Origin of the sequence: Streptomyces sp. NPDC012466, assembly GCF_042955215.1 — a bacterium.
In the GTDB taxonomy this organism is placed as follows: Bacteria; Actinomycetota; Actinomycetes; order Streptomycetales; family Streptomycetaceae; genus Streptomyces.
Window position 1 is genome coordinate 419,837 of record NZ_JBIBEQ010000005.1, and the last position, 21,815, is coordinate 441,651.

16 protein-coding genes are annotated in these 21,815 nt (G+C 72.7%); 3 read left to right on the forward strand and 13 right to left on the reverse strand.

Features of this window, described 5'->3' with window-relative positions:
• Positions 1 to 15: 15 nt before the first annotated feature.
• Positions 16 to 1,497 (reverse strand): MFS transporter, encoded by a 1,482-nt coding sequence (locus ACFY9E_RS20950; protein WP_390986629.1) that lies wholly within the window; start codon positions 1,495 to 1,497, stop codon positions 16 to 18.
• Positions 1,498 to 1,768: 271 nt separating this feature from the next.
• Between ACFY9E_RS20950 and ACFY9E_RS20955 the strand changes: the two genes are divergently transcribed.
• Positions 1,769 to 2,374 (forward strand): LuxR C-terminal-related transcriptional regulator, encoded by a 606-nt coding sequence (locus ACFY9E_RS20955; RefSeq protein WP_390986049.1) that lies wholly within the window; start codon positions 1,769 to 1,771, stop codon positions 2,372 to 2,374.
• A 283-nt stretch (positions 2,375 to 2,657) separates the two neighbouring features.
• Here the strand turns inward: ACFY9E_RS20955 and ACFY9E_RS20960 are convergent, their stop codons facing one another.
• The 7 genes from ACFY9E_RS20960 to ACFY9E_RS20990 form a co-directional block, all read right to left on the reverse strand.
• Positions 2,658 to 4,061 (reverse strand): cytochrome P450, encoded by a 1,404-nt coding sequence (locus tag ACFY9E_RS20960; protein ID WP_390986052.1) that lies wholly within the window; start codon positions 4,059 to 4,061, stop codon positions 2,658 to 2,660.
• 135 nt (positions 4,062 to 4,196) lie between these two features.
• Positions 4,197 to 5,303: an FAD-dependent oxidoreductase gene (locus ACFY9E_RS20965; protein WP_390986055.1), complete on the reverse strand. Its 1,107-nt coding sequence runs from the start codon at positions 5,301 to 5,303 to the stop codon at positions 4,197 to 4,199.
• A gap of 168 nt (positions 5,304 to 5,471) precedes the next feature.
• Positions 5,472 to 6,635, reverse strand: a complete 1,164-nt coding sequence (locus ACFY9E_RS20970; protein WP_390986058.1) for a substrate-binding domain-containing protein — start codon at positions 6,633 to 6,635, stop codon at positions 5,472 to 5,474.
• A gap of 45 nt (positions 6,636 to 6,680) precedes the next feature.
• The gene (locus ACFY9E_RS20975) at positions 6,681 to 7,745 is read right to left on the reverse strand and encodes an ABC transporter permease (protein ID WP_390986060.1); all 1,065 of its coding nucleotides are present in this window, start codon (positions 7,743 to 7,745) and stop codon (positions 6,681 to 6,683) included.
• On the reverse strand, positions 7,742 to 9,292 hold the full coding sequence (locus tag ACFY9E_RS20980) for an ATP-binding cassette domain-containing protein (RefSeq protein ID WP_390986063.1): 1,551 nt from the start codon (positions 9,290 to 9,292) through the stop codon (positions 7,742 to 7,744). The genes ACFY9E_RS20975 and ACFY9E_RS20980 overlap by 4 nt, the downstream gene beginning before the upstream one ends.
• 103 nt (positions 9,293 to 9,395) lie before the next feature.
• Entirely contained in the window at positions 9,396 to 12,530 is a 3,135-nt protein-coding gene (locus ACFY9E_RS20985) for a SpoIIE family protein phosphatase (RefSeq protein ID WP_390986065.1), read from the reverse strand.
• 143 nt (positions 12,531 to 12,673) lie between these two features.
• Complete coding sequence (locus tag ACFY9E_RS20990; RefSeq protein WP_031137210.1) at positions 12,674 to 13,096, reverse strand: YjbQ family protein; 423 nt, start codon at positions 13,094 to 13,096, stop codon at positions 12,674 to 12,676.
• A 170-nt stretch (positions 13,097 to 13,266) separates the two neighbouring features.
• Here ACFY9E_RS20990 and ACFY9E_RS20995 point away from each other — a divergent pair, with 170 nt between their 5' ends.
• A complete protein-coding gene (locus ACFY9E_RS20995; RefSeq protein ID WP_390986068.1) occupies positions 13,267 to 14,343 on the forward strand; it encodes an NAD(P)-binding domain-containing protein in 1,077 nt (358 codons plus the stop codon).
• A gap of 28 nt (positions 14,344 to 14,371) precedes the next feature.
• Here ACFY9E_RS20995 and mltG read toward each other — a convergent pair whose 3' ends face one another.
• Both mltG and ACFY9E_RS21005 read right to left on the reverse strand, forming a co-directional pair.
• Positions 14,372 to 15,217 (reverse strand): endolytic transglycosylase MltG, encoded by an 846-nt coding sequence (mltG, locus tag ACFY9E_RS21000; protein WP_390986071.1) that lies wholly within the window; start codon positions 15,215 to 15,217, stop codon positions 14,372 to 14,374.
• Between the two features lie 43 nt (positions 15,218 to 15,260).
• Positions 15,261 to 17,063, reverse strand: a complete 1,803-nt coding sequence (locus tag ACFY9E_RS21005; RefSeq protein ID WP_390986074.1) for an ABC transporter transmembrane domain-containing protein — start codon at positions 17,061 to 17,063, stop codon at positions 15,261 to 15,263.
• A gap of 86 nt (positions 17,064 to 17,149) precedes the next feature.
• On the opposite strand from ACFY9E_RS21005, the gene ACFY9E_RS21010 reads away from it, so the two are divergent.
• Positions 17,150 to 17,599: a MarR family transcriptional regulator gene (locus ACFY9E_RS21010; protein WP_390986077.1), complete on the forward strand. Its 450-nt coding sequence runs from the start codon at positions 17,150 to 17,152 to the stop codon at positions 17,597 to 17,599.
• Positions 17,600 to 17,675: 76 nt separating this feature from the next.
• Here ACFY9E_RS21010 and ACFY9E_RS21015 read toward each other — a convergent pair whose 3' ends face one another.
• The 3 genes from ACFY9E_RS21015 to ACFY9E_RS21025 all read right to left on the reverse strand — a co-directional run bounded on the left by ACFY9E_RS21015 (position 17,676) and on the right by ACFY9E_RS21025 (position 21,650).
• Complete coding sequence (locus ACFY9E_RS21015; protein WP_390986080.1) at positions 17,676 to 19,097, reverse strand: cation:dicarboxylate symporter family transporter; 1,422 nt, start codon at positions 19,095 to 19,097, stop codon at positions 17,676 to 17,678.
• Positions 19,098 to 19,271: 174 nt separating this feature from the next.
• On the reverse strand, positions 19,272 to 20,876 hold the full coding sequence (locus ACFY9E_RS21020; protein WP_390986082.1) for a peptide-N4-asparagine amidase: 1,605 nt from the start codon (positions 20,874 to 20,876) through the stop codon (positions 19,272 to 19,274).
• 42 nt (positions 20,877 to 20,918) lie between these two features.
• On the reverse strand, positions 20,919 to 21,650 hold the full coding sequence (locus tag ACFY9E_RS21025) for a L,D-transpeptidase family protein (protein WP_390986084.1): 732 nt from the start codon (positions 21,648 to 21,650) through the stop codon (positions 20,919 to 20,921).
• Positions 21,651 to 21,815 lie beyond the last annotated feature (165 nt).

Here is a 21,815-nt window from a genome sequence, read left to right on the forward strand (position 1 = left end):
GTGCGGGGGCGGGCCTCACATCGGACCGGGGCCCGCTCCTCCCTTGAGGCGTTCGAGGTCCGAGGGCCGGACCTGGATGACGACCAGGGCGATCAGCGCGGCGACGGCGGTGAAGATCGCCGCCACGATGAAGGCGGCGGAGACGCCGGCGGTGAGGATCTCGTCGGACCAGGGCTTGGGCAGTTGCCCGGTGCGCTCGAACCGGATGCGCTCGGCCGGGGTCGCCTGCCGGAGGAAGTCCGGGACCTGCTTGTCCGCCTCGTTGGTGCTGGCCGTGCCGTACATCGTGACCAGGATGGACAGGCCGAGGGAGCCGCCGACCTGCTGGGTGGCGTTCAGGAGCCCGGAGGCCGCACCGGTCTCCGGTGTGGGCACGTTGGACAGCGCCATGAGCGTCAGTGACACGAACTCCATGCCCATGCCCAGGCTGAAGACGAGCATCGGGCCGAGGACGCTGCCCGCGTAGGTGGAGTGCACGTCGGTCAGGGTCAGCCAGGCCAGCCCGGTCGCGGCCAGGATCGCACCCACCACCATGAACGGCTTGGGTCCGTAGACGGGCAGGAACCGCGAGGCCAGTCCGGCGCCGACGGCGATGACCGCGCTGACCGGCAGGAAGGCGAGGCCGGCCGAGAGCGGGCTGAACCCGAGCACGTTCTGCACGAAGAGGGTGAGGAAGAAGAACATGCCGAAGATGGCGGCGGCCAGGCACAGCATGATGCCGTAGGTGCCCGCGCGGTTGCGGTCGGCGAACATGTGCAGCGGCGTGATGGGCTGTTTCGAACGCCGCTCGATCGCGATGAAGACCGCCAGGAGCACGACCGCTCCGGCGAACGAGGCGAGGGTGAGGGGGTCCCGCCAGCCGTCCTGCGCGGCTCTGATGAAGCCGTAGACGAGCAGCACCATGCCCGCGGTGGAGGTGAGGGCGCCGGTGATGTCGAAGCGGCCGGGATGGCGTTCGGACTCCCTGATGAAACGCGGCGTGGCGAGCACGATGAGCAGGCCGATGGGCACGTTGACGAACAGCACCCACCGCCAGTTCAGCCACTCCACCAGCATGCCGCCGGCGAGCAGGCCGATCGCGCCGCCGCCGGCCGAGACCGCGGCGAAGACCCCGAAGGCACGGTTGCGTTCCGGTCCCTCGCGGAAGGTGGTGCTGATCAGGGCGAGGGAGGTCGGGGAGGCGATGGCCCCGCCGACGCCCTGGAGGGCACGGGCGCCGAGGAGTTGGCCGGCGTTCTGGGCGAATCCGCCGAGCAGGGAGGCGAGTACGAAGAGCAGCACGCCGAAGACGAAGACGCGCCGTCGGCCCAGGATGTCTCCGGCCCGGCCGCCGAGCAGGAGCAGACCGCCGAAGGTGAGGGTGTAGGCGTTCACCACCCAGGACAGGCTCGTGGTGGAGAACTCCAGTGAGCTCTGGATGTGCGGCAGCGCGATGTTCACGATGGTGATGTCGAGGACCACCATCAACTGGCAGGAGGCGATGACGAGCAGCGCCATCGCGTTTCCGCCACCACCGGATTCCCTGGTGGTGGTCGCCTGTGGTGAAGCCGGCTGCGGGCTGCTGCCTGCGGTGTCCACCGTTCGACGGTACGCCCGGCTCCCACGCCTCACCACTCGATCACCGTCGGCCTTCGAGGGCGCCTTGCGGGGCCGCTCGGGTGCGCGGGGCGGCCGGTCGTGCTGCCGCCCGAACTGAAATCAGCGCGAGGTGCGGGGATAATCCGATCAAGGTGGCCCGGCGGGCCGCGTACGGCGGAGAGGAGCGACCGTGATCCGCGTTCTTCTCGTCGAGCAGACCCGTCTCGTGCGGGGAGCCTTCGCCGCTCTGCTGTCGCGCGAGGACGACATCGAGGTCGTCGCCGAGGCCGACGGCAACGGTGACGTCCTCGCGCGTGCGCTGGTGTGCCGGCCGGACGTGGCCGTGATCGGCGTGGACTCCAGGCAGGGCGAGGAGATCGCCGTGCGGGGCGAGCTGCGGGCGCGGCTGCCGGAGTGCCGGCTGCTGCTGATGATGGCCTCGACGACACCCGAGCGGTTGCGCCGCATGCTCGATCTGCACGCTGCCGGTGTCATCAGCACCAATGCCCCGCCGGACCGGCTGGTGCACGGTGTCCGCAAGCTGGTGAGGGGGCAGCGGTTCGTCGACCCCGAGTTCGCGCTGGCCGCGCTGGACGCGGGGGCGAACCCGCTGACCCCGCGCGAGGTGGAGGTGCTGCGGCTGACCGCCGTCGGCACTCCTACACGGGAGATCGCCGAGCGGCTGTGTCTGTCCGCGGCGACGGTCCGCAACCACCTGTCGGCGATCACCCGGAAGACGGGCGGCCGCAATCGGATCGACGCGATCCGGATCGCCACGGAGTCGGGCTGGGTGTGAGCCTCCGGGCCCCGTTCACGCCCCCGTTCCGCGCCTGGGTCCCCGGCTCCGGACCGGGTGTCCCCGGCTCCGGGCCTGACACGGGAACGGCCGGGCAGGTCATCGAGGTGTACCTGCCCGGCCCCCGCGGGCCCTCGCGCCCTGTCCCGGGATCTGCCACGAGCATCCCACCGCGGGCACATCGCCGGCCAGCACCGTTTGTCACGTGTGCGGCGTGAAGGCGTCACCCCGGGACCGTGAGGAACGACGGTGCGGGATGGTCGTTCGGCTCGGTCTCCGCCGGTCAGCGGCCGCCGCGGATGAGGCCCGTCAGATAGCGCCACAGCGAGGAGCGCTGGCGGGCGGTCGGGTCGGGCAGGACCTCCTCGGCCACCCCCGGCGCGGGCTCCTCCGCCCACGGCCGCGGAGGCGGCGCGGAGGCCAGGTCGTACCGCACGGGCAGGGAGCGCAGGCCCCGCATGAACGGCGAGGAGCGCCACGGCAGTTGGTCGGCGGGCAGGGCGAGATCGAGGTGGTCGAACCGCTCGAACAGGCGCCCGACGCCGGCCGCCGCGACCGTCGAGGCGAGCTCCCGCGCCGGGCACTGGCGCGGCCCGGCGCCCCAGGACAGGTGGGCCCGCGTGCTGATGGCGGTGCCCGAGGCGACGTGGTCGGCGAAGAGCGGATCGGCATGGGCGGCCCCCGGGGAGACCCACACCGGGTCGCCGGCCCGGATGGTGTAGTTGCCGAGCGGGGTGTCCCGGGCGGCGAAGCGCGGGACGAAGTTGACCAGCGGCGGCTTGCGCATCACCACCCGGTTCATGGTCTCCCTGACCATCCCGGCGGACAGGCTGGCGCGCACGCTGCCCTCGCCCGAGATGACCTCCACGACGGTGTTGGAGATGAGGATGCCGACGTGGTCGGAGGTCATGCCCAGCAGCATGAACAGCTCGCGGGCGAGGTGGTCGAGCGACAGGTCCGGGTGGGCGGCCAGCAGGTACGAGGGGAAGTCGTCGCCCGGCTTCTCCAGCTTCAGCGCGGCCAGTTCGGCCAAGGTGGCCAGCAGGCGCTCCAGTGCGGCCTCGGCGTCGGGGCCGGCGTCGAGCACGCGCCACATGTCCATCAGCGCGTCGTCGCCCTGCGAGCCGGGGAAGCCCAGCAGGTGGCTGGCCACCATCAGCGGAAGCGGCCGGGAGAACTGGGCGGACAGGTCCGCGACGCCGGCCTTGCCGCCCTGCCCGATGAGGGTGATCAGTTCGTCGGCGTAGGCGGTGACGGCGGCCTTCAGGCGCCTGGCCTGGGGGTGGCGGGGGTCCTGGAAGGGCTTGAGGGCGACGTCCCACGCGGTGCGCAGCGGCCGGTAGCCGGCACCGCCCTGGATCAGGATGTGGTTGACCTCCAGGGAGGGGCCGAGCGGCCAGTCGGCCGGCACCCGTCCCTCGGAACGGGCCCGCCAGTTCTCCAGGCCCTTGGGCCAGCCGTCGTCGTCCTGGAGCACCTGGAGCGACTCGCGGTAGCCGAGGACCAGCCAGGCGGGCACCCCCAGCAGGTCGACCGGCGCGACCGGGCCGTGCTGCTGGCGCAGCCGCTCGTACACGAGCGCGGGACGCGTCTCGTAGTCCCTGGTCAGCAGTGGTTCGGGACCGAGTGTCTCCAGCCTCGTGTCGTCCAGGTCCACGGATCCGCCGTCACCCCACTGGGATTCCATCGTCTTGCCACCCTCCGACACGCCCTGTACCGGCGCACCATCAGTCGGTAGCCGGAAACGGTGGGGACCCTACCCCAGGCCGAACCCATGGGTAACGACGGGGGGTGGGGTGGCGAGGGCGCCTCCGGCGGCGGGTCAGGCCGCCGTGTAACCGAGTTGGCGGCGCATGTAGGGCGTCATGAGGCTCTTCGCCTTGGCCAGGGTGGTGGTGCGGCTGCCGAGTACGGCGGACTCGCCGCCCGGCACGGGCAGCACGGTCAGTCCGTCGGCGAAGCCGAACGGCACGATGAGCGGGATGCGCCGGATCGGGCGGTACAGGCGCGGTTCCTTGCGGTGCTTGCCGGAACTCCGCAGGTAGCCGCGGATGTTGTGGGCGGCGATGTCCGCCTGGGCCAGGGCGGCGGGGGTGATCTTGAGTTCGCTGACGTCGTTCACGTCGCCGACGGCGAACACGTCCGGCCTGCCCACGACCCGGAGTGTCCGGTCGACCTTCACCCGTCCGTCACCGTTGAGCCAGTCGCCGTGCCCGGCCAGGCGCAGCCAGAGCGTGTTGGGTGTGGTGCCCGTCGCCCAGAAGGACAGGTCGGCCTCGATGACCGTGCCGCGGGCGTCGCGGTAGGTGCCGAAGTCGTTGCCGGGTGACATGAAGGAGTCGAGCCGTACCTCGATGTCGTGGGATTCCAGCCAGGCCAGCGCCTTGCGGCCCGGGCGTGGGCTGCCGGTGGCGTCGAGCAGCGCGGGCCCGGAGTGGGCGAGGGTGACCCGGGCGTCCGGGCGGGCGAGGCGGATCTCGGCGCTGAGCTCGACTCCGCCGGGGCCGCCGCCGACGACCAGGACGTGCTCGGCCGTGGCGACGTCGCGCTGGTGCTCGGCGAAGGACTTGGCCGCTTCCTCGGTGGTGGTGCCGGTGAAGCGGGCCGGTTCGGGGTAGTCGGCGCCGGTGGCGATCACGACCACGTCGTACGGCAGCCGCTCACCGGTGGCGAGGACGACCTGCCGTTCGGCGGTGTCGACGCGGACGGCCTTGCCCGTGACCACCCGGCCGTGGCGCAGCAGCCGGTCGTAGGGGATGAAGGGCGTGTGGGTCCACTCGGGGTGCACTCCGGCGCGCAGGGAGGCGATGCGGTGGAAGAAGACCTCCTTGCGGTCCACCAGTGTGACCCGGGCCGTGGCGTCGAGCCGCTTGGCCAGCCGGACACCGGCGTACCCGCCGCCGATCACCACTACGTCGCCGTCGTACACACCGAGTCTCCTGTACCGGGGTGGGGGGGAGCGAGGGCCGCCGCGGACGGGCCCCGCTCGGATCGACCCACGGCGGCCACTCGACTGACGCGACAGTAGCGCTTGAAACCTAAAGGGATTCCGAGGTTCCGTGCATGTTCCGTGAAGGGATCGGCACCTGACCGGCCGTCACTTCCCCCAGATCTTCCGGTACGCCTCCCGGTAGCCCGACGGGTCCCAGGTGCTGGCGCCTTCGCTGTTGGCGGCCGTGGCGATGTGCACCGGCGCCACGTATCCGCTGTGGGGACGGCCGGAGAAGGCGCGGTTGAACTCGTCGACGATCTGCCATCCCTGGAGGGACAGCGGCTCGGGCACGGTGGCGGCCTGGTACTGCCTGCTGTTCACGCGCTGGAAGGCCGACGGGTCGCCGTCGCCGGCCCCGATGTTGAAGGGCGGGCCGGAGCCCTTCTCGCCGGCGGCGCGGAAGGCGGGGGCGGCGTCGGCGAAGTACAGGTCGTTGATGGCCACGGAGTGGGTCCACCGGTCCTTGAAGCGGGACAGCAGGGAGGAGATCTCCCGAGGGGTGCGGCTGCTGGCGTCGGGGATCGGGATGTTCTCCACCGAGAGCAGCCGCACCCCCTGACAGCTCGCCAGTTCCTTGCGGATCAGGTCGGACTTGTTCCGTGCGAAGGGGATCGAGGCGTCGGTGATGAGCACGACCCCGGCGCGGCCGTCCGAGTCGGAGATGATCCACTGCGCGCTGATCCGGGCCACGTCCTGGACGCGGGTGGTCACGTTGGTGAAGAGGTCGGGCTGCCGGCTGGGGCCTGGCTCGGGGACCGCGTGCCAGCCGACGAGCGGAATGCGCTGTGCGTTGGCCCGGGCGGTCTGCTGGGCCGTCGAGTCGGGGTCGAACCCGCCGATGACGATGCCCGAGGGCCGCAGGGCCACGGCTTCGCTCATGGCCGCCTGGATGCCGGCCGGGGTGCCGCCGCCGTCGATGACCCGGACGTTCCAGCCGATGGCCCGAGCGGCGTCCCGCACCCCGTCGGCGGCGCCCGCGACGCCGGGGTTGGTCATGGTCTGGGCGACGTAGACGATCGTCCTGCCGGACACCGCCTCGGGGCCGCTGGTGGGCCCTCCCCAGGGGATGCCGGTCCGCTGCGCCCGCGTGACGGCTTCCCGGGCCCGGGCGTGAACGACGGGGCAGCCGTTTTGGCCGGTCGCGGTCTCCTCCGCGCTGTCGGAGGAACCGCGTTCGCAGCCGATGAGGGCGGCGGCCGTGGCCAGCAGGGCGCAGGAGGCGAGCCGCGCGGTGCGGACTGCGGGGGCGGCCTTGCGGGTGCGGTGCACGGGAGCTCCAGTGAGGGGATCGACGCGGCGGACGTGCCGAGGGGGTCAGGGCGGTGACGTCCCGTTCTCCGGCGCCGGGGAGGACGGGGGCGGGGGCGGCGCGGCGGGCGTGTCGCGGGCCGCGCCGCCGCGCAGCCGCCGGCGGGCCGCGTAGCCGGCCAGGCCCACCGCGATGAGCAGGGTGCCGCCGTTGAACAGCGGGACCGTCCAGAACTCGGCGCCCAGCTGGGCGATGCCGGTGAGGCCGACGGCGAGGACGGCGACGGCGACGACGGTGCCGAGGGCGTTGGGCCGGCCGGGCTTGATCGCCGTGGAGCCCAGGAGGGCGCCGACGAAGGCGGGCAGCAGGTAGTCGAGGCCCACACTCGGGTTGCCGATCTGCTGCTGGGCGGCGAGCAGCACACCGGCGAAGCCGACGATCAGGCCCGAGGCGGCGAACGCGTAGACGGTGTACCTGCGGGTCGGGATGCCCACGAGACCGGCCGCGCGCGGGTTCGACCCGACGACGTACAGGTACCGGCCCAGCGGCAGCCGCTCCAGCACCAGCCAGAGGGCGGCCGCGAGGGCGAGCACGTAGAAGGCGGGGACGGGGAGGCCGAGGAACGAGGAGTCGTAGAGGTCGGTGAACGCGGGCGGCAGGCCCTGCGGGCCGGGGACGATCCGGCCGCCGTCGGTGATCCAGCCGGTCACGGCGTACATCATGCTGCCGGTGCCGAGGGTGGCGATGAAGGAGTCGATCCGGCCGAACTCGACGACGACGCCGTTGAGGACGCCCACGGCCAGTCCTCCGGCCAGCACGGTGAGACAGGCGAGCGGCCAGGGCCAGCCCTCCTCGACGACGAGCCACAGCACCATCACATGGGCCAGGCCGAGGCCGTAGCCGATGGAGAGGTCGAACGCGCCGGTGACGATGGGCACCATGGCGGCGAGCGCGAGGACCGCCGGGATCGACTGGTTGGACAGGATCGAGTCGACGGTGTCCAGCGTCGGGAAGGTGTCCGGCAGAGCGAGGGAGAAGACCAGGTAGAGCAGGGCGGTCAGGACGAGCAGGCCGTAGGCGCCGACGAGGTGGCCGCCGGGGCGGCGCCGGGACCGGGGCGGCGGCGTCATGGGCGGCCGGCCGTGGACGGGGGCAGGGCCGAGGCCGCCCGGGTGAGCCCGGCGACGGTGAGGGCGGGGCCGCTCAGCTCCGCCGTCACGGCACCGCGCACGAAGACCAGCGTGCGCCGGCACAGGCTCGCCACCTCCTCGAAGTCGGTGGACAGCAGCAGGACCGCGAGACCCGCCCGAAGCGCCTCCTGGAGCAGACGGTGGATCGCGGCCTTGGCACCGACGTCGACGCTCGCGGTCGGCTCCTCCAGGATCAGCAGCCGCAGGTCCGATCGCAGCCAGCGGCCGATCATGACCTTCTGCTGGTTGCCCCCGGACAGCGTGGCGATGGGGGTCTCGGTGTCCCGGGGGCGCACCGCGAACCGTTCGATCAGGGCCGCGGCCCGGACCCGTTCGCCGCGGGGGCCGATCCAGCGCGGTGCGGGCAGGCCTCCGGCGCGGGGGTTGGCCAGGAGGTTCTCCCGTACGGTCAGCTCGGCGAGGCAGCCCTCCCGCAGCCGGTCGCCCGGTACCAGGCCGACTCCGAGGGCGACGGCCTCCGCGACCGTGCGGGGGCGGTACGGCCGCCCGTGCAGCACGGCCCGCCCGTCCAGGAGGGGCCGGGCGCCGGCGAGGGCGCGGCCCAGGTCCATGTGCCCGGCTCCGGAGAGGCCGACCAGGCCGAGGACCTCACCGGCCGCCAGTTCGAGGCTGACGGGCCCGGTCCCGGGGGTGCGCACGCCGTCGAGGGTCAGGGCGGGGGGTGCGCCGGCCGGGGTCGCGGCGGTGCGGTGCGGGGCCGGTTCGTCCACCTCGCCGACGATGTCGTGGACCAGCCGGGCGGGGCTGTGGTCCGCCAGCGGACCGTGGCTGACGAGGCGTCCGTCGCGCAGGACGGCGAAGGCGTCGGCGACCCGGTAGACCTCGTCCAGGCGGTGGCTGACGTAGAGGATGGCGTGCCCTCGGTCGCGCAGGTCGTGCAGGACGCGGAAGAGCCGGGCGCTGTCCGCGGCGGGCAGGCGGGCGGTCGGCTCGTCGAGGACGACGATCCGCGCGCGGGCCGCCAGGGCCCGGGCGATGGCGACCAGCGAGCGGTCGGCCGGCGCGAGTCCGGAGACCGGGGCACCGGGGTCGACTCGGGCGGCGACGGTCCGCAGGGCGTCGGCGCAGCGCTCGCGGGTGCGCCGCCAGGAGATCAGCCCCGACCGGCTGCCGTACCCGGTGGTCAGGGCGAGGTTCTCGGCGACCGTCATCCACTCCACGAGCCCGAGGTCCTGGTGGATGAAAGACATGGTCCGGGTGGCGGCCGGGCTGCCGAGAGGCTCCCCGGCGACGGTGATCTGTCCCGCGTCGGCGTGGTGGACTCCGGCGAGGATCTTGATGAGGGTGGACTTCCCGGCACCGTTGGGCCCGAGCAGGGCGAGGACGCTGCCAGGGCGGACGTCCAGATCGACCCCGGCCAGCGCGACGGTGCCGCCGAACCGCTTGCTGAGCCCGCGGATGCGGACCAGGGGTTCCGGCCCGAAGGGCGAAGCCGCCTTCGCCGGCCTGTCGGGAGCGTCACGCACTCGATCAAATTACAGCATTTCGGGCATTTTTCGGTTCGCTGCGGCGTCGATGGGGCGCGCCTTCATGGACGGGAGCGGGGCCGGCATGGGGCCGGTGGCCGCGTCACGCCGCGTCGAGCCCGCATTCGGCCCAGATGACCTTGCCCTCCGGCAGGTAGCGCGTGCCCCAGCTCTGCGAGAGCTGCGCGACGAGGAACAGACCGCGGCCGCCCTCGTCGGTACTGGCCGCACGGCGCAGGTGCGGGGCGGTGTTGCTGGCGTCGGAGACCTCGCAGATCAGGGTCCGGCCGTAGAGCAGCCGCACCCGGATGGGCGCGGCGCCGTGCCGGATGGCGTTGGTGATCAGCTCGCTGAGGATCAGCTCCGCGGCGAACGCGGTCTCGTCGAGTCCCCGGTCGGTGAGCCACCGCATGGCGGACGCGCGGACCTCGCCGACGAGAGCCGGGTCGGCCTGCATCTCCCAGCCGGCGATCCGGCCGGGGTCCATGGCGTGGACGCGGGCCACGAGCAGGGCGATGTCGTCGTGCGGGTGCGCGGGTGCGACGGTGTCCAGGACCGCCCGGCAGGTCTCCTCGGGGGCGCGCTCGGGGTGGGCCAGGGCCTCGCGCAGCTGTTCGAGGACCACGTCGACGTCGCGGTGCCGGTCCTCGATGAGCCCGTCGGTGTACATGACCAGCTGACTGCCCGCGGGGAGATCGACCTCGACGGCGTCGAAGGGCAGGCCTCCGAGGCCGAGCGGGGGCCCGGCGGGGAGCTCGGGGTAGGTCACGGCGCCGTCGGGACGGACGAGCGCGGGCGGTGGGTGCCCCGCGCGGGCCATCAGGCACCGCTGCGAGGTCGGGTCGTAGACGGCGTAGAGGCAGGTCGCGCCGATGACGCCGGCACCTTTGCCGTCCGGGTCCTCCCGGTCCAGGCGGCCCACGAGGTTGTCCAGGTGGGTGAGGACCTCGTCCGGCGGGAAGTCGAGTTCGGCGAAGCTGCGGGCGGCGGTGCGGAGGCGGCCCATGGTGGCCGCGGAGAGCATGCCGTGGCCGACGACGTCACCGACGAGGAGCCCGACGCGGGCGCCGGACAGGGGGATGACGTCGTACCAGTCGCCGCCCACGTCGGACTCGGCGGGCAGGTAGCGGTGGGCGACCTCGACGGCGTCCTGGTCGGGCAGGCCGTGCGGGAGGAGCCGGCGCTGGAGGGCCAGGACCATGCCGCGTTCGTGGGTGTAGCGCCGGGCGTTGTCGATGGACAGGGCGGCGCGGGAGGCGAGCTCCTGGGCCAGGGAGCGGTCGTCGTCCCCGAAGGAGCCGCCGGACCGGTAGAAGCTGGCGATGCCGAGGACGACACCGCGGGCGAGCAGCGGGACCGCGATGAGGGAGTGGACATGGGTCAGCAGGCGCGCGGTGTGCTCGGGGTCCTGGGCGAGCCATCCCGCGGCGGCCTTCAGGTCCGGTTCCAGCACGGCGTCGCCGCTGGTGAGGCAGCGCAGCTGGGGCGCGGTCGGGCCGAAGTCGATGCGCTTGCCGGGCGGGGTGAAGGGCAGGCCCTCGCGGATGCCGTGGAGGACCGTACGGCGCAGGTCGGCGAGGGGATCGGCGGACTCCTCGCCCCGCAGCACGGCGTCGGGGAGGTCGATGGTGACGAAGTCGGCCAGCCCGGGAACCGCGGTCTCGGCCAGTTCCTCGGCGGTGCGGCGCACGTCCAGGGTGGTGCCGATGCGGCTACTGGCCTCGGACAGCAGCTCCAGACGCCGGCGCGCGGCCAGGGCGTAGGCCCCGACGTGCGGCTCCCCCAGCATCACCAGCCCCCGGGCCGGGAACGCCGCCTCGGAGTGCTCACCCGCAGGGCCCCGGCCTGTGCCGGCCGCGAGGGGCGCGCCGGACCCGGAAGCGCTCCGGCCCCCTCGGGCCGTGCCGGCGTCGCCGGGCCCGGCGACGCCCTCACTCCTGCCGGCCGTGCCGGGCTCGCCGGGGCGGTGGCCACCGGCGGTGGGGGGCTCGGGGGCCCGGTCGCCACCGGCCCTGCCGGGCTCGGCGGGGCTTTCGCCCCCGTCCCCCGCGACCGGCCCGAGGGCGCTCCCGCCGCCGTCCGCCGGGAGGGTCGCGCCGGGCTCGGTGGGCACCCCCGATGAGGCGGCCGCGCCGGCCCTGGCGACCGCGTGCGGCCCGTCCGTGCCGCCGTCTCCGTCGGCCGTGACGACCGGGCCGGGGACCGCGGCGAGGTGGCCGGGCGGCAGGATGATCGCCGGGCGCGCGGCCGAGAGCGGGGCGGCGAGGGCGGGCAGCTCGTCCGTCTGGTGGGGTATGGCAAGCGGCTCCCCCGCCGGGGCGCCGGGCAGTACGGCCTCGATGGCGATGCCCCGTACGCCGGAGCTGCTCGTCACCGGGCGGCTCACGAGCGTCACCCGCCGGCCGCCGGGCAGGGTCACCTCGACGGCACCCCGTTGTGCGCCGGAGATCAGCTCGGCGGCCTTCTCCCTCAGGATCGCCTCGTCACGGGAGCGGAACTCGTTCGCCAGCGCGTCCATCGCCACGCCGCGATGCGGACCGGCGGTTTCGGCCCCGGCGGCCAGGTACGTCCGCAGCAGGGCGCGCTCGTGCGCGGAGCTCTGCGCCAGCAGCCGCCGTTCGATGCCCTCGGCGGCCCTGCGGATGGCGACGCCCAGGGCGGGCCGCTCGAAGCCGCGCGGATAGCCGAGGCACAGCACGCCCTCGATGCGCCCGCTGAGCGGGTCCCGGACGGGCAGCGCGACGCAGGCGCTCTGCTGGGAGCGCTCCGCGAAGTGCTCGGCGCCGTAGACGCGGATGAGCTGCCGCTCCGCCAGGGCCAGCCCGATCCCGTTGGTGCCGGCGACCTGCTCGGCGAACACGAACCCTGGCACGACCTGGATGGCGGGGAGGTTCCTTGCCATCGACGGGTCCCCGAAGCGGCGCAGCAGCACCGTCCCGTTCGCGTCGGCGACGGAGATGTTGACCTGGCTCCCGGCGAACGTGGCCTGAAGCCGGTCGAGCACCGGCGCGGCCGCCCGGACGATACGGCCGCCCGGGTCGAAGTCCTCCCGGTAGGGCAGGTCGAGCGTGTTCGGCGACAGACCCAGGGAGCGGCAGCGCCGCCACGAGTTCAGGATGGACGTCCGTACGCCCTCCGCGACCGGCTCGCCCTGGAGGAACAGCTCACGAAGACTGGCGGGCCCCGTGCCGTCCGTCGCACGCCCCGCCGGCTTGGGTTCCTCGCCGGACCGAACCACGCTTCGCCTCACTTGCGCCGCGGCAATCCGCTGCTCGAAAGACAGTCTGGCATTGATGAGGATACGGGCATTACGGTCAGGCGTCACGGCGCGCGGACGTCACACGGGCCGGGGACCGGCGGGCCGCGGCGGGCGGGCGGCACTCACCCCAGGAAACTCAGGCGCACCTTCCGTTCGGGGTTGTCCCTGTTGGTGTCCACCAGGCACACCGACTGCCAGGTGCCGAGCTCCAGCCGGCCGCCCAGCACCGGCAGGGTCGCGTGGGGCGGGACGAGGGCGGGCAGGACGTGGTCGCGGCCGTGGCCGGGGCTGCCGTGCCGGTGCTGCCAGCGGTCATCGGCGGGCAGCAGGGTGTGCAGCGCGGCCAGGAGGTCGTCGTCGCTGCCGGCGCCGGTCTCCAGGACGGCGATGCCGGCCGTGGCGTGCGGGACGAAGACATTGAGGAGGCCGTCGCGGCCGGCCGCCGCCTCGCGCAGGAAGGACTCGCAGTCACCGGTGATGTCGAGGACCCTCTCCGCGGCACCGGTGCTGACGTTCAGAACTCGGGTGGTGAAGACATCTGACATGCCCCCATCCTGACGCACGCGCCGGGCTTCCCCGGGTCATGCCCGGCCGGGTGGCGAAACGGCCTTCGGACGGGGCGCGGGCCGGGCGGGCATCGCGAGCCTCGCCAGGGCGCCCTCGCGCGAAGATCCACGGCGGGAAGATCCATGACCCCGTCCCGGTTAGTAGAAATGTGAACTACACGCGTGAGGTCGAGGTAGTCGTCATAGGCGCAGGTCAGGCCGGTCTGGCCGGCGCCTATCACCTGCGGCGGTCCGGTTTCGAGCCGGACCGCGACTTCGTCGTGCTGGACCACTCCCCCGGCCCCGGCGGTGCCTGGCAGTTCCGGTGGCCGTCGCTGACGTACGGCAAGGTGCACGGGATGCACGCGCTGCCGGGTATGGAGCTCACGGACGCCGACCCGCGGCGGCCGTCCGCCGAGGTGATCAGCGCCTACTTCGACCGTTACGAGCGGACCTTCGACCTGCGGGTCAGGCGCCCGGTGGACGTACGGGCCGTGCGCGAGGGGCCCGGCGGGCGGCTGCTCGTGGAGACCTCGGACGGCGTGTGGGCGGCACGGGCGCTGATCAACGCGACCGGCACCTGGGACCGGCCGTTCTGGCCGCGCCATCCGGGCCAGGAGACCTTCCTCGGGCGGCAGTTGCACACCGCGCAGTACCCCGGGCCCCAGGAGTTCGCAGGGCAGCGGGTCGTGGTGGTGGGCGGCGGCGCCTCGGGCACCCAGCACCTGCTGGAGATCGCGCCGTACGCGGCGGCCACCACCTGGGTGACGCGGCGCCCGCCGGTCTTCCGTGAGGGACCCTTCGACGAGGACGCGGGCCGCGCGGCGGTCGCGCTCGTCGAGGAACGGGTTCGTCGGGGACTGCCGCCCCGCAGTGTCGTCTCGGTCACCGGGCTGCCGCTCAACGACGCGATCCGGCAGGGCATCGAGGACGGGGTGCTCGACCGGCAGCCGATGTTCGACCACATCACACCGACGGGCGTCGACTGGGTCGACGGCCGCCATGCCGACGCCGATGTCATTCTCTGGGCCACCGGATTCCGCGCCGCCATCGACCACCTCGCCCCGCTCCGCCTGCGCGCCCCCGGCGGCGGCATCCGCATGGACGGCACGCACGCGGCCGCCGACCCCCGGGTCCACCTCGTCGGCTACGGCCCCTCGGCCAGCACCATCGGAGCCAACCGGGCCGGCCGCGCGGCCGTACGGGACATCAGGCGACTGCTGGAGAGGGAGCAGGCCGCGGCCTGACACCGGCCGGAGAGGGCCCACCGGGCGGTCACCCGGCCGCCCGCGCTCCGCTCTTCTTGCTCTGCGCGTTGAACTCCGCGACGTTGCGCTGGTGTTCCTGGTAGTCCGCCGTGAAGCGGGTGTCACCCGGGCGGACCGTGACGAAGTACAGCCAGTCCCCCGCAGGCGGGTTGACGGCCGCCCGCATCGCCTCCTCGCCCGGGTTGTCGATGGGCGTGGGCGGCAGCCCCATGCGCTGGTACGAGTTGTAGGGGCTGTCGATCCGGGTGTCGCTCTCCGTCGTACGGAGGGTGGAGCGGTTGAGCGCGTAGTTGATGGTGGAGTCCATCTGCAGGGGCATGCCGCGTTCGAGGCGGTTGAAGATCACCCGGGCCACCTTGCCCATGTCGGCCCTGGTGGCCGCCTCCGCCTGGACGATGCTGGCGATGGTGACGGCCTGATAGACGTTCATGGCGTTGCGCTGCGCCCCGGCGGCGATGGGCGCGCCGTTGAACTTCTCGTTCGCGGTGTCGACCATCAGCGCGAGGAGCTTGTCCGGCGTGGCCTTCTCCTGGAGCGGATAGGTGGCCGGGAAGAGATAGCCCTCCGGGTTGCCCTCGGCGTCGTTCGGCAGTTTCAGGGCCGCCTTGTCCAGGGACTTCTTCGTGCTCCCCGCGGGCAGGTCCAGGGCCTTGTCGACGGCCGCGTAGACCTGGCTCGCGCGCCAGCCCTCCGGGATGGCCAGGGTCGTGGGCCGGCCCTCCTCCTCGGTGCCCAGGGTCAGCAGCGGCACCGCCACGGCGGTACCGACCACGACGGCTCCGGTCGCGACGAGGGCGATACGGCCCCGGCGCGTCAGTCGAATCGTGCTCCGTGGCGGAGTGTTCTTCTGCATGCGGGCACGGTAACCCGCATATCGTCATAAACCCGGCATATTTTCATCTTGTCGGTTCCAGTTGGGCGTCCCGGCGTACGAGCGTCGCGTACCGGCCGCCCTGCCGCAGGAGTTCCTCGTGCGTGCCGCGTTCGACCGCCCGCCCCGAGTCGAGGACCACGATCTGGTCGGCGCCGCGCACGGTGGACAGCCGGTGGGCGATCGTGAGGGTGGTGCGGTTCGCCGACAGGGCGTCGATGGCGTCCTGGACGGCGGCCTCGGTCCGGGTGTCCAGCGCGCTGGTGGCCTCGTCGAGGATGAGGACCGGCGGATCGCGCAGGATGGTGCGGGCGATGGCCAGGCGCTGCTTCTCCCCGCCGGAGAAGCGGTGGCCGCGCTCGCCCACGACGGTGTCGTAGCCGTCGGGCAGGGCCGCGATGTGGTCGTGAATCTGCGCCGCCTTCGCCGCCTGGTGGAGTTCGTCGTCCGTGGCGTCGGGCTTGGCGAAGCGCAGGTTGTCGGCGACCGAGGCGTGGAAGAGGTACGTCTCCTGCGAGACGACGCCGACCGCGCGGGCCAGGGTGTCGAAGTCGAGGTCCCGGACGTCGACCCCGTCGAGGGTGACGCGGCCGCCGGTCACGTCGTAGAGCCGGGGCACCAGATAGCCGAGCGTGGACTTGCCGGCGCCCGTGGGGCCGACGACCGCGAGGCTTCCGCCGGCCGGGACGGTGAGGTCGATGCCGTCGAGGACCGGGCCGCCCTTGCCGTCGTAGCCGAAGGAGACGTTCTCGAAGCGGACCTCGCCCTTGATCCGGTCCAGGCGCACGGCGTCGGGTCGCTCGGTGATGTCGATCGGCAGGTCGAGGTACTCGAAGATGCGCTGGAAGAGGGCGAGCGAGGTCTGGATCTGCACACCGGTCGACAGCAGGCTCACCGCCGGGCGGAACAGGCCCTGCTGGAGCGAGACGAAGGCGACGATGGTGCCGATGGAAACCTCGGGGCCGCCCAGCTGGAGGGCCATGCCGGCGGTCCAGTAGATGACGGCGGGCAGGGCGGCCATGACGATGGTGATGACGGCCATGCGCCACCGGCCGGCCATGTTCGACCGCACCTCCAGGTCGACGAGTTCCTCGGACTCGTCGGAGAAGGACTTCGTCAGCGAGTCGGAGCGGCCCATCGTGCGGCCGAGCAGGATGCCGCTGACGGAGAGCGACTCGGTGACGGTGGCGGCCATGGCGGCCATCTGCTTCTGGCGCTGGGTGGTGATCTTCCGGCGTTCGTTGCCGACGCGGCGGCTGATCCACACGAACACCGGCAGCAACAGCAGTGAGACGACCGTCAGGCGCCAGTCGAGGGCGATCATCGCGACGATCGTGGCGACCACGCTGGTGACGTTGGAGACCAGGGAGGTCGCGGTGGAGGTGACGGTGGCCTGCATGCCGCCGATGTCGTTGGCGATGCGGGACTGCACCTCGCCCGTGCGCGTGCGCGTGAAGAAGGCGAGGGACATGCGCTGGAGCCGGCCGTAGACGGCGGTGCGCAGGTCGTGCATGACGCGCTGGCCGATCGTCGTGGAGATCAGGGTCTGGAGGACTCCGAAGACACTGGTGAGGACGGCGCTGAGGATCATGCCGAGGGCGAGCAGGCTGAGCAGGCCCGTGCGCCCCTCGGGGATCGCGACGTCCAGGATCTCCTTCAGCAGGAAGGGCGTGGCGACCGAGACCAGTGACGCGGCACCGACCAGCAGGCCGACGATCGCGAGCCGGCCACGGTAGGGGCGGAAGAGGCCGAGGATGCGGCGGACCTGCCGGGGCTGCTCCTTCGAGTCGGCCGGCGGGGTCCAGGGGGCTTCACGGTCGGGATGCATGGGCTCCTACGAGGGATGCGGCGGATCAGATCACAGCTCATTGTTACCTATACTCACAATGAACTGCATCCTGATATTGTTCCCGTATGACCACGCCCGACTCCGACGGCCTGCTCGCCGAGCAGTTGCTGCGGCTCACCCGCCGGGTGCACCGCATCCAGAAGCGCCATCTGGAGCAGCGCGAGCTCGGCATCACCCCGGCCCAGTCCCGGCTGCTGCGCACGCTGGCGCACTGGGGCTCACCGCCCCGCATGGCCGACCTGGCCGAGCGGCTGGAGGTGGTGCCGAGGGCCGTGACGACGCTCGTCGACGGCCTGGAGGCGAGCGGCAAGGTGCGGCGGGTCCCGGACCCGGCGAACCGGCGGGTGATCCGCATCGAGCTCACGGACGACGGGCGGGCCGCGCTGCGCGAGCTGCGGGCGGCGCGCAGGTCGGCGGCGGAGGAGATCCTCGCGCCGCTGACCGGGGATCAGCGCGAGGCGCTCGGGGGGCTCCTGGACACGCTGATCGACGGGGCGCCGGTGCGGTCCTGCTGACCGGCCGGACCACGGCATCGGGCCGCGGCCGCCGCTCGTCCTGCCGGAGCGGTGGCCGCGGCCCGTTCGGTCCGGGTCAACCGGCCTCGGGGGCGGGCTCCTTGAGCTCCTCGACTTCCCTGGGCTTCTGGGCCGGGATGCCCGGGGCGAGCGCGTCGGCGCCCGTCTCGGCGCCGGCGGCCCCGTCATCGCCGTCCGGTTCGGAGGTGTCCTCCCCGTCGAGCACCCTCTTCGCCCGGGCGGTGTCCAGGGCACCCTCCCAGCGGGACACCGCGAAGACGGCGACGCAGTTGCCGAGGAGGTTCGTGACGACGCGCATCGAGTCCATGATGCGGTCCACGCCGAGCAGCAGCGCGACGGCACCGGCGGGGATCGCCCCCAGGGACGAGGCGGTGGCGGACAGGGCGAGGAACGCCGAACCGGGGATGCCCGCCATGCCCTTGCTGGTCAGCATCAGCACCAGGACGACGGTGATCTGCTGGCCGAGGCTCAGGTCCACGCCCACCGCCTGGGCGATGAACAGCGTGCCGATGGACAGGTAGAGCGAGGCGCCGTCGAGGTTGAAGGAGTAGCCGGTGGGGAGCACCAGTCCCACGGCGTCGTCGCGGGCGCCGGCCCTGCGCAGCTTCTGCATCACGCGTGGCATGACCGACTCGGTGGAGGCGGTGCCGAGCGCGAGCAGCATCTCCTCGCGGATGTAGCGCAGGAACTTCCAGAGGCTGAGCCCGGTGACGGTCTTCAGGGCGACGGCGAGCAGCGCGACGAACAGCGCCGCGGCCGCGTAGCAGAGCACGATGAGCTCGGCGTACGTCCTCATCACGCCCAGGCCGTAGTTGCCGACGAGGTGGGCCATCGCGCCGAACACCGCGAGCGGGGCCAGCCGCATGATGAAGCCGACCACGGCGAAGACGATCTCCTGGGCCTGCTCGATCGCGGGCAGGACCTTCGGCACCTTGGTGTGCCCGAGGTGGAGCAGGGCCGCGCCCACCAGGCAGGCCAGGATGAGGACTTGGAGCAGCTCGTTCTCGGCGAAGGCGCCGACGAAGCTCTGCGGCAGCGCGTTCAGGACGAACTCGGCCGTCGTGGGCAGATGTCCGCCGCCGGTCGTCTCGTCCACCGCCGCGGTGTTCAGCGAGGAGGGGTCGACGTTCATGCCCCTGCCCGGTCCGACGACGTTCGCCGCGACGAGGCCGATGACCAGGGCGGCCGTGGAGGCGATCTCGAACCAGATGAGGGCCTTGACCCCGATCCGGCCGAACGCCTTCAGGTCACCGGCCTTGGCGATGCCGACGACGACCACGCAGAACACCAGCGGCGAGATCACCGTCTTGATCAGCCGGGTGAAACCGTCGCCGAGCGGCTGGAGCGCCGTGGCCGTGTCCGGCCACAGCTTTCCGACGACGATTCCGAGGACCAGCGCGCAGGAAACCTGCGCGAAAAGGGAGGTGCGTAGAGTGCGGGCGACGCGGCGCGGGAGGGACGGTACGGACGGCGGCACGAAGCCTCCTCGGGGGACGGGACGCACAGAAGCCCGAGAGGGCCTCCGTGATACGGAATGCAAATTCCGTTTCCGACACTGTGGAGGCCGTCTTGATCACGCACAAGACCGCAGCGTTTCAGCCATGTAAAAGCGCCATGCGTGACGCACATCACCCGCGTCGCGCGCCTCCCCTCAGCAACGCGAGCGGTCGTCCGTGAGCACCCCCTGGACGGTGGTCAGCGTGCGGTCGTAGCAGCCGCGCGAGCCGTGCAGCCGGTAACGCTCGCTCGTGGTGCCGACCGCGTGGCGCTGATCGCGCGGCACGTTCACCGTGTACGTCGCGTCGCCCGTATACGAGTGGTCGAGCCGGGACCACGAGGTGCGCCGCCCGCCGTGCGTCCCGGCGACCGTGGCGCGGTCGCCGAGGGTCAGCACGGTGCGCAGCCGGTCGTCCGCGCCGAGGGTGGTCGTGCCGTCCATCGTGTAGGTGCGGCGGGTGCGTGTGGCGTGGCCGTCGACCGTCACCGATTCGTCGTCGGTCCAGGTGGCTTCGAGCGCGTCCGTCGTCTCGCCGTCGGTCCAGCGGTGCGCGGAGGAGTGGGCGAGCGAGCGGCTCACCGTGGTCCGGACGCGGCCGTGCGAGGTGTCGACATGGCCGCCGACGGTCAGCCGGTGGGCGCCCTCGGTGTCGACCGCATGCTCCGAACCGGGCGTGTACACCGATGAGTCGGCGAGGTCGCCTTCCCTGTGCACGGTGAGCTTCCCGGTGACCCGCTCGCGCTGCTCGTCCTGCCAGACGAGGACGTTCACGGGTGTGCTCCAGCCGCTCTGTCCCTCGGGCACGCCGACGACCGAGACCTCGACGTGGTGCGGGCGGCCGTCGTTGAGGATCCCGGCGAAGGGCGTGAGGTCGTAGGTGATCGGCTCGATGTCGAAGGCGCGCGGGCCCGGGATCACGTACCAGAGGAACGGGTTGGACCAGCCGCCGGTCCACACCGTCGGGAACGGGGCGGCGATGCCGGCGAGGCGGCCGTCCACGCTGATCCGCACCTCCCTGTAGGGTCCGTGGCCGGCCTTGCAGGAGTACGGCGCCGGATCGGGCACCGTCAGGTACCAGTACTCCTCGCAGCCGCCGCCGGAGCCGGTCGCGTACACCTCGGCGACGATGCGCTCGCTGTTGCGCGGGGTGGTGAGGGCCGAGTCGCCGTCGAGGGTGAGGACCCGGTCGGGGCTCGTACCCTCGGGGCGGCCCCGGTAGAACGTCAGCGTGACCTCGATGTCGAGGACGCCCGTGTAGGTGTCGTCGACGACGTTCCCGATGAGCATCTCGACGCCCCGGACCGACCGGAAGGTGTCGCTGTAGCGCGTGACGTCCTTCTCCACGGACCACTCGATGCCGTCCGGTGAGGGCTGTGGCGTCGACGTCCGGAAGATCTCGACCCCGCCGACACGGAGGTACCCGAGCCGGTCGTACTGGCGTCCCTTCACCTTGCCGTCGAGCCTCAGCACCACCTTGCTCCAGCGGTCGCCGCAACCGGTGGGCGGTGTGTACGTGCCGCGGTACGGGGTGAAGTCACGGAACTGCGCCCGGGCGAGGGGGACTTCACAGAACTTTCCGGCGGGCCTCCCGACGGGCGGGGCGGCCGTGACCGGGTCGTGCCAGTCGGTGCCGAACTCGGCGGGGACATCGGCCGGCCGGGCCGGGACGTCCGCCGCCCCGGCGGTTCCGGTGCCGAGGAGGGTGCTTGTCAGGAGGGCCGCTCCGGCAAGCATGGACATGACGATCCGTCTCTTCATGGGCGGTGTTCTACGGGGAGTCGACCACCCGCGCAATGAGGACTAGGCCGCCAGGTCCGCTCTGTCCCCCATGACCACCACGGGACGCTGTCGCGGGTCGAGCGTGCGCAGCAGGTACCTCATCGCCTGCTCGGGCATGCTGACGCAGGCCGACGTGCCGCTGCCGTGGTCCATGTGCAGCCAGATCCCGCCGCCCTTCTTCTCGCCCTCGGGGCGGGTCTGGTCGTTCGGCGGGGTGCCCTTGACGCGGTTGTAGTCGATGGCGATGACGTAGTCGAAGTCATGCCAGTACGACTTGGCCCACCAGCGCGGGGCGGCGAAGGCGGCGGACCGGGTGTACGGGAGCCGGGAGCCCGGGTCCGGCAGCACGCCACCCGCGTCGCTGAGGGTGAACACGCCCACCGGGCTGCGGTCGTCGTCCTCGTGGTGGTCGGTGGTCCAGCCCTTCTTGCCGTTGTGCCCGGCCCAGCCGCGCTCCCGCTGCCAGGTGGAGCCGTGCTTGGTGTACAGCACGACCGTGGAGTCGGCGGAGTCCTTCCCGTCGCCGTAGACCGCGACGACCTGGCGGGAGTCGGACGGGATCCGCCGCTGGAGCCGGTCGCCGACGCCGGGGATGCGCGTCGGGGCGGCCGTGGCCGCCTGGGTGCGGGCCGCCTGGCCCGCGGCTCCCGTCCCACCACCGCCGTCCACGCCGCCGCAGCCGGACAGAACCGTCAGGAGTGAGGCGAGGCCCGCCGTCGCGGCCACCGCTCGTCGTACGCCACCACCGTGCATCGCTCCATGGTCGCACCACGTTCCCGACGGCGGTGGGCTGAGACCCGGACAGCCGGTGCGCGACGGACGGCGGCCCCTTGCCGGCCGGTTGCACCCGGCTGTCGGCCGGTTCCGCACGGTGGACGGAAAACCGTTTGCCTCCGGCTACGTCGCGACGCGAACCTG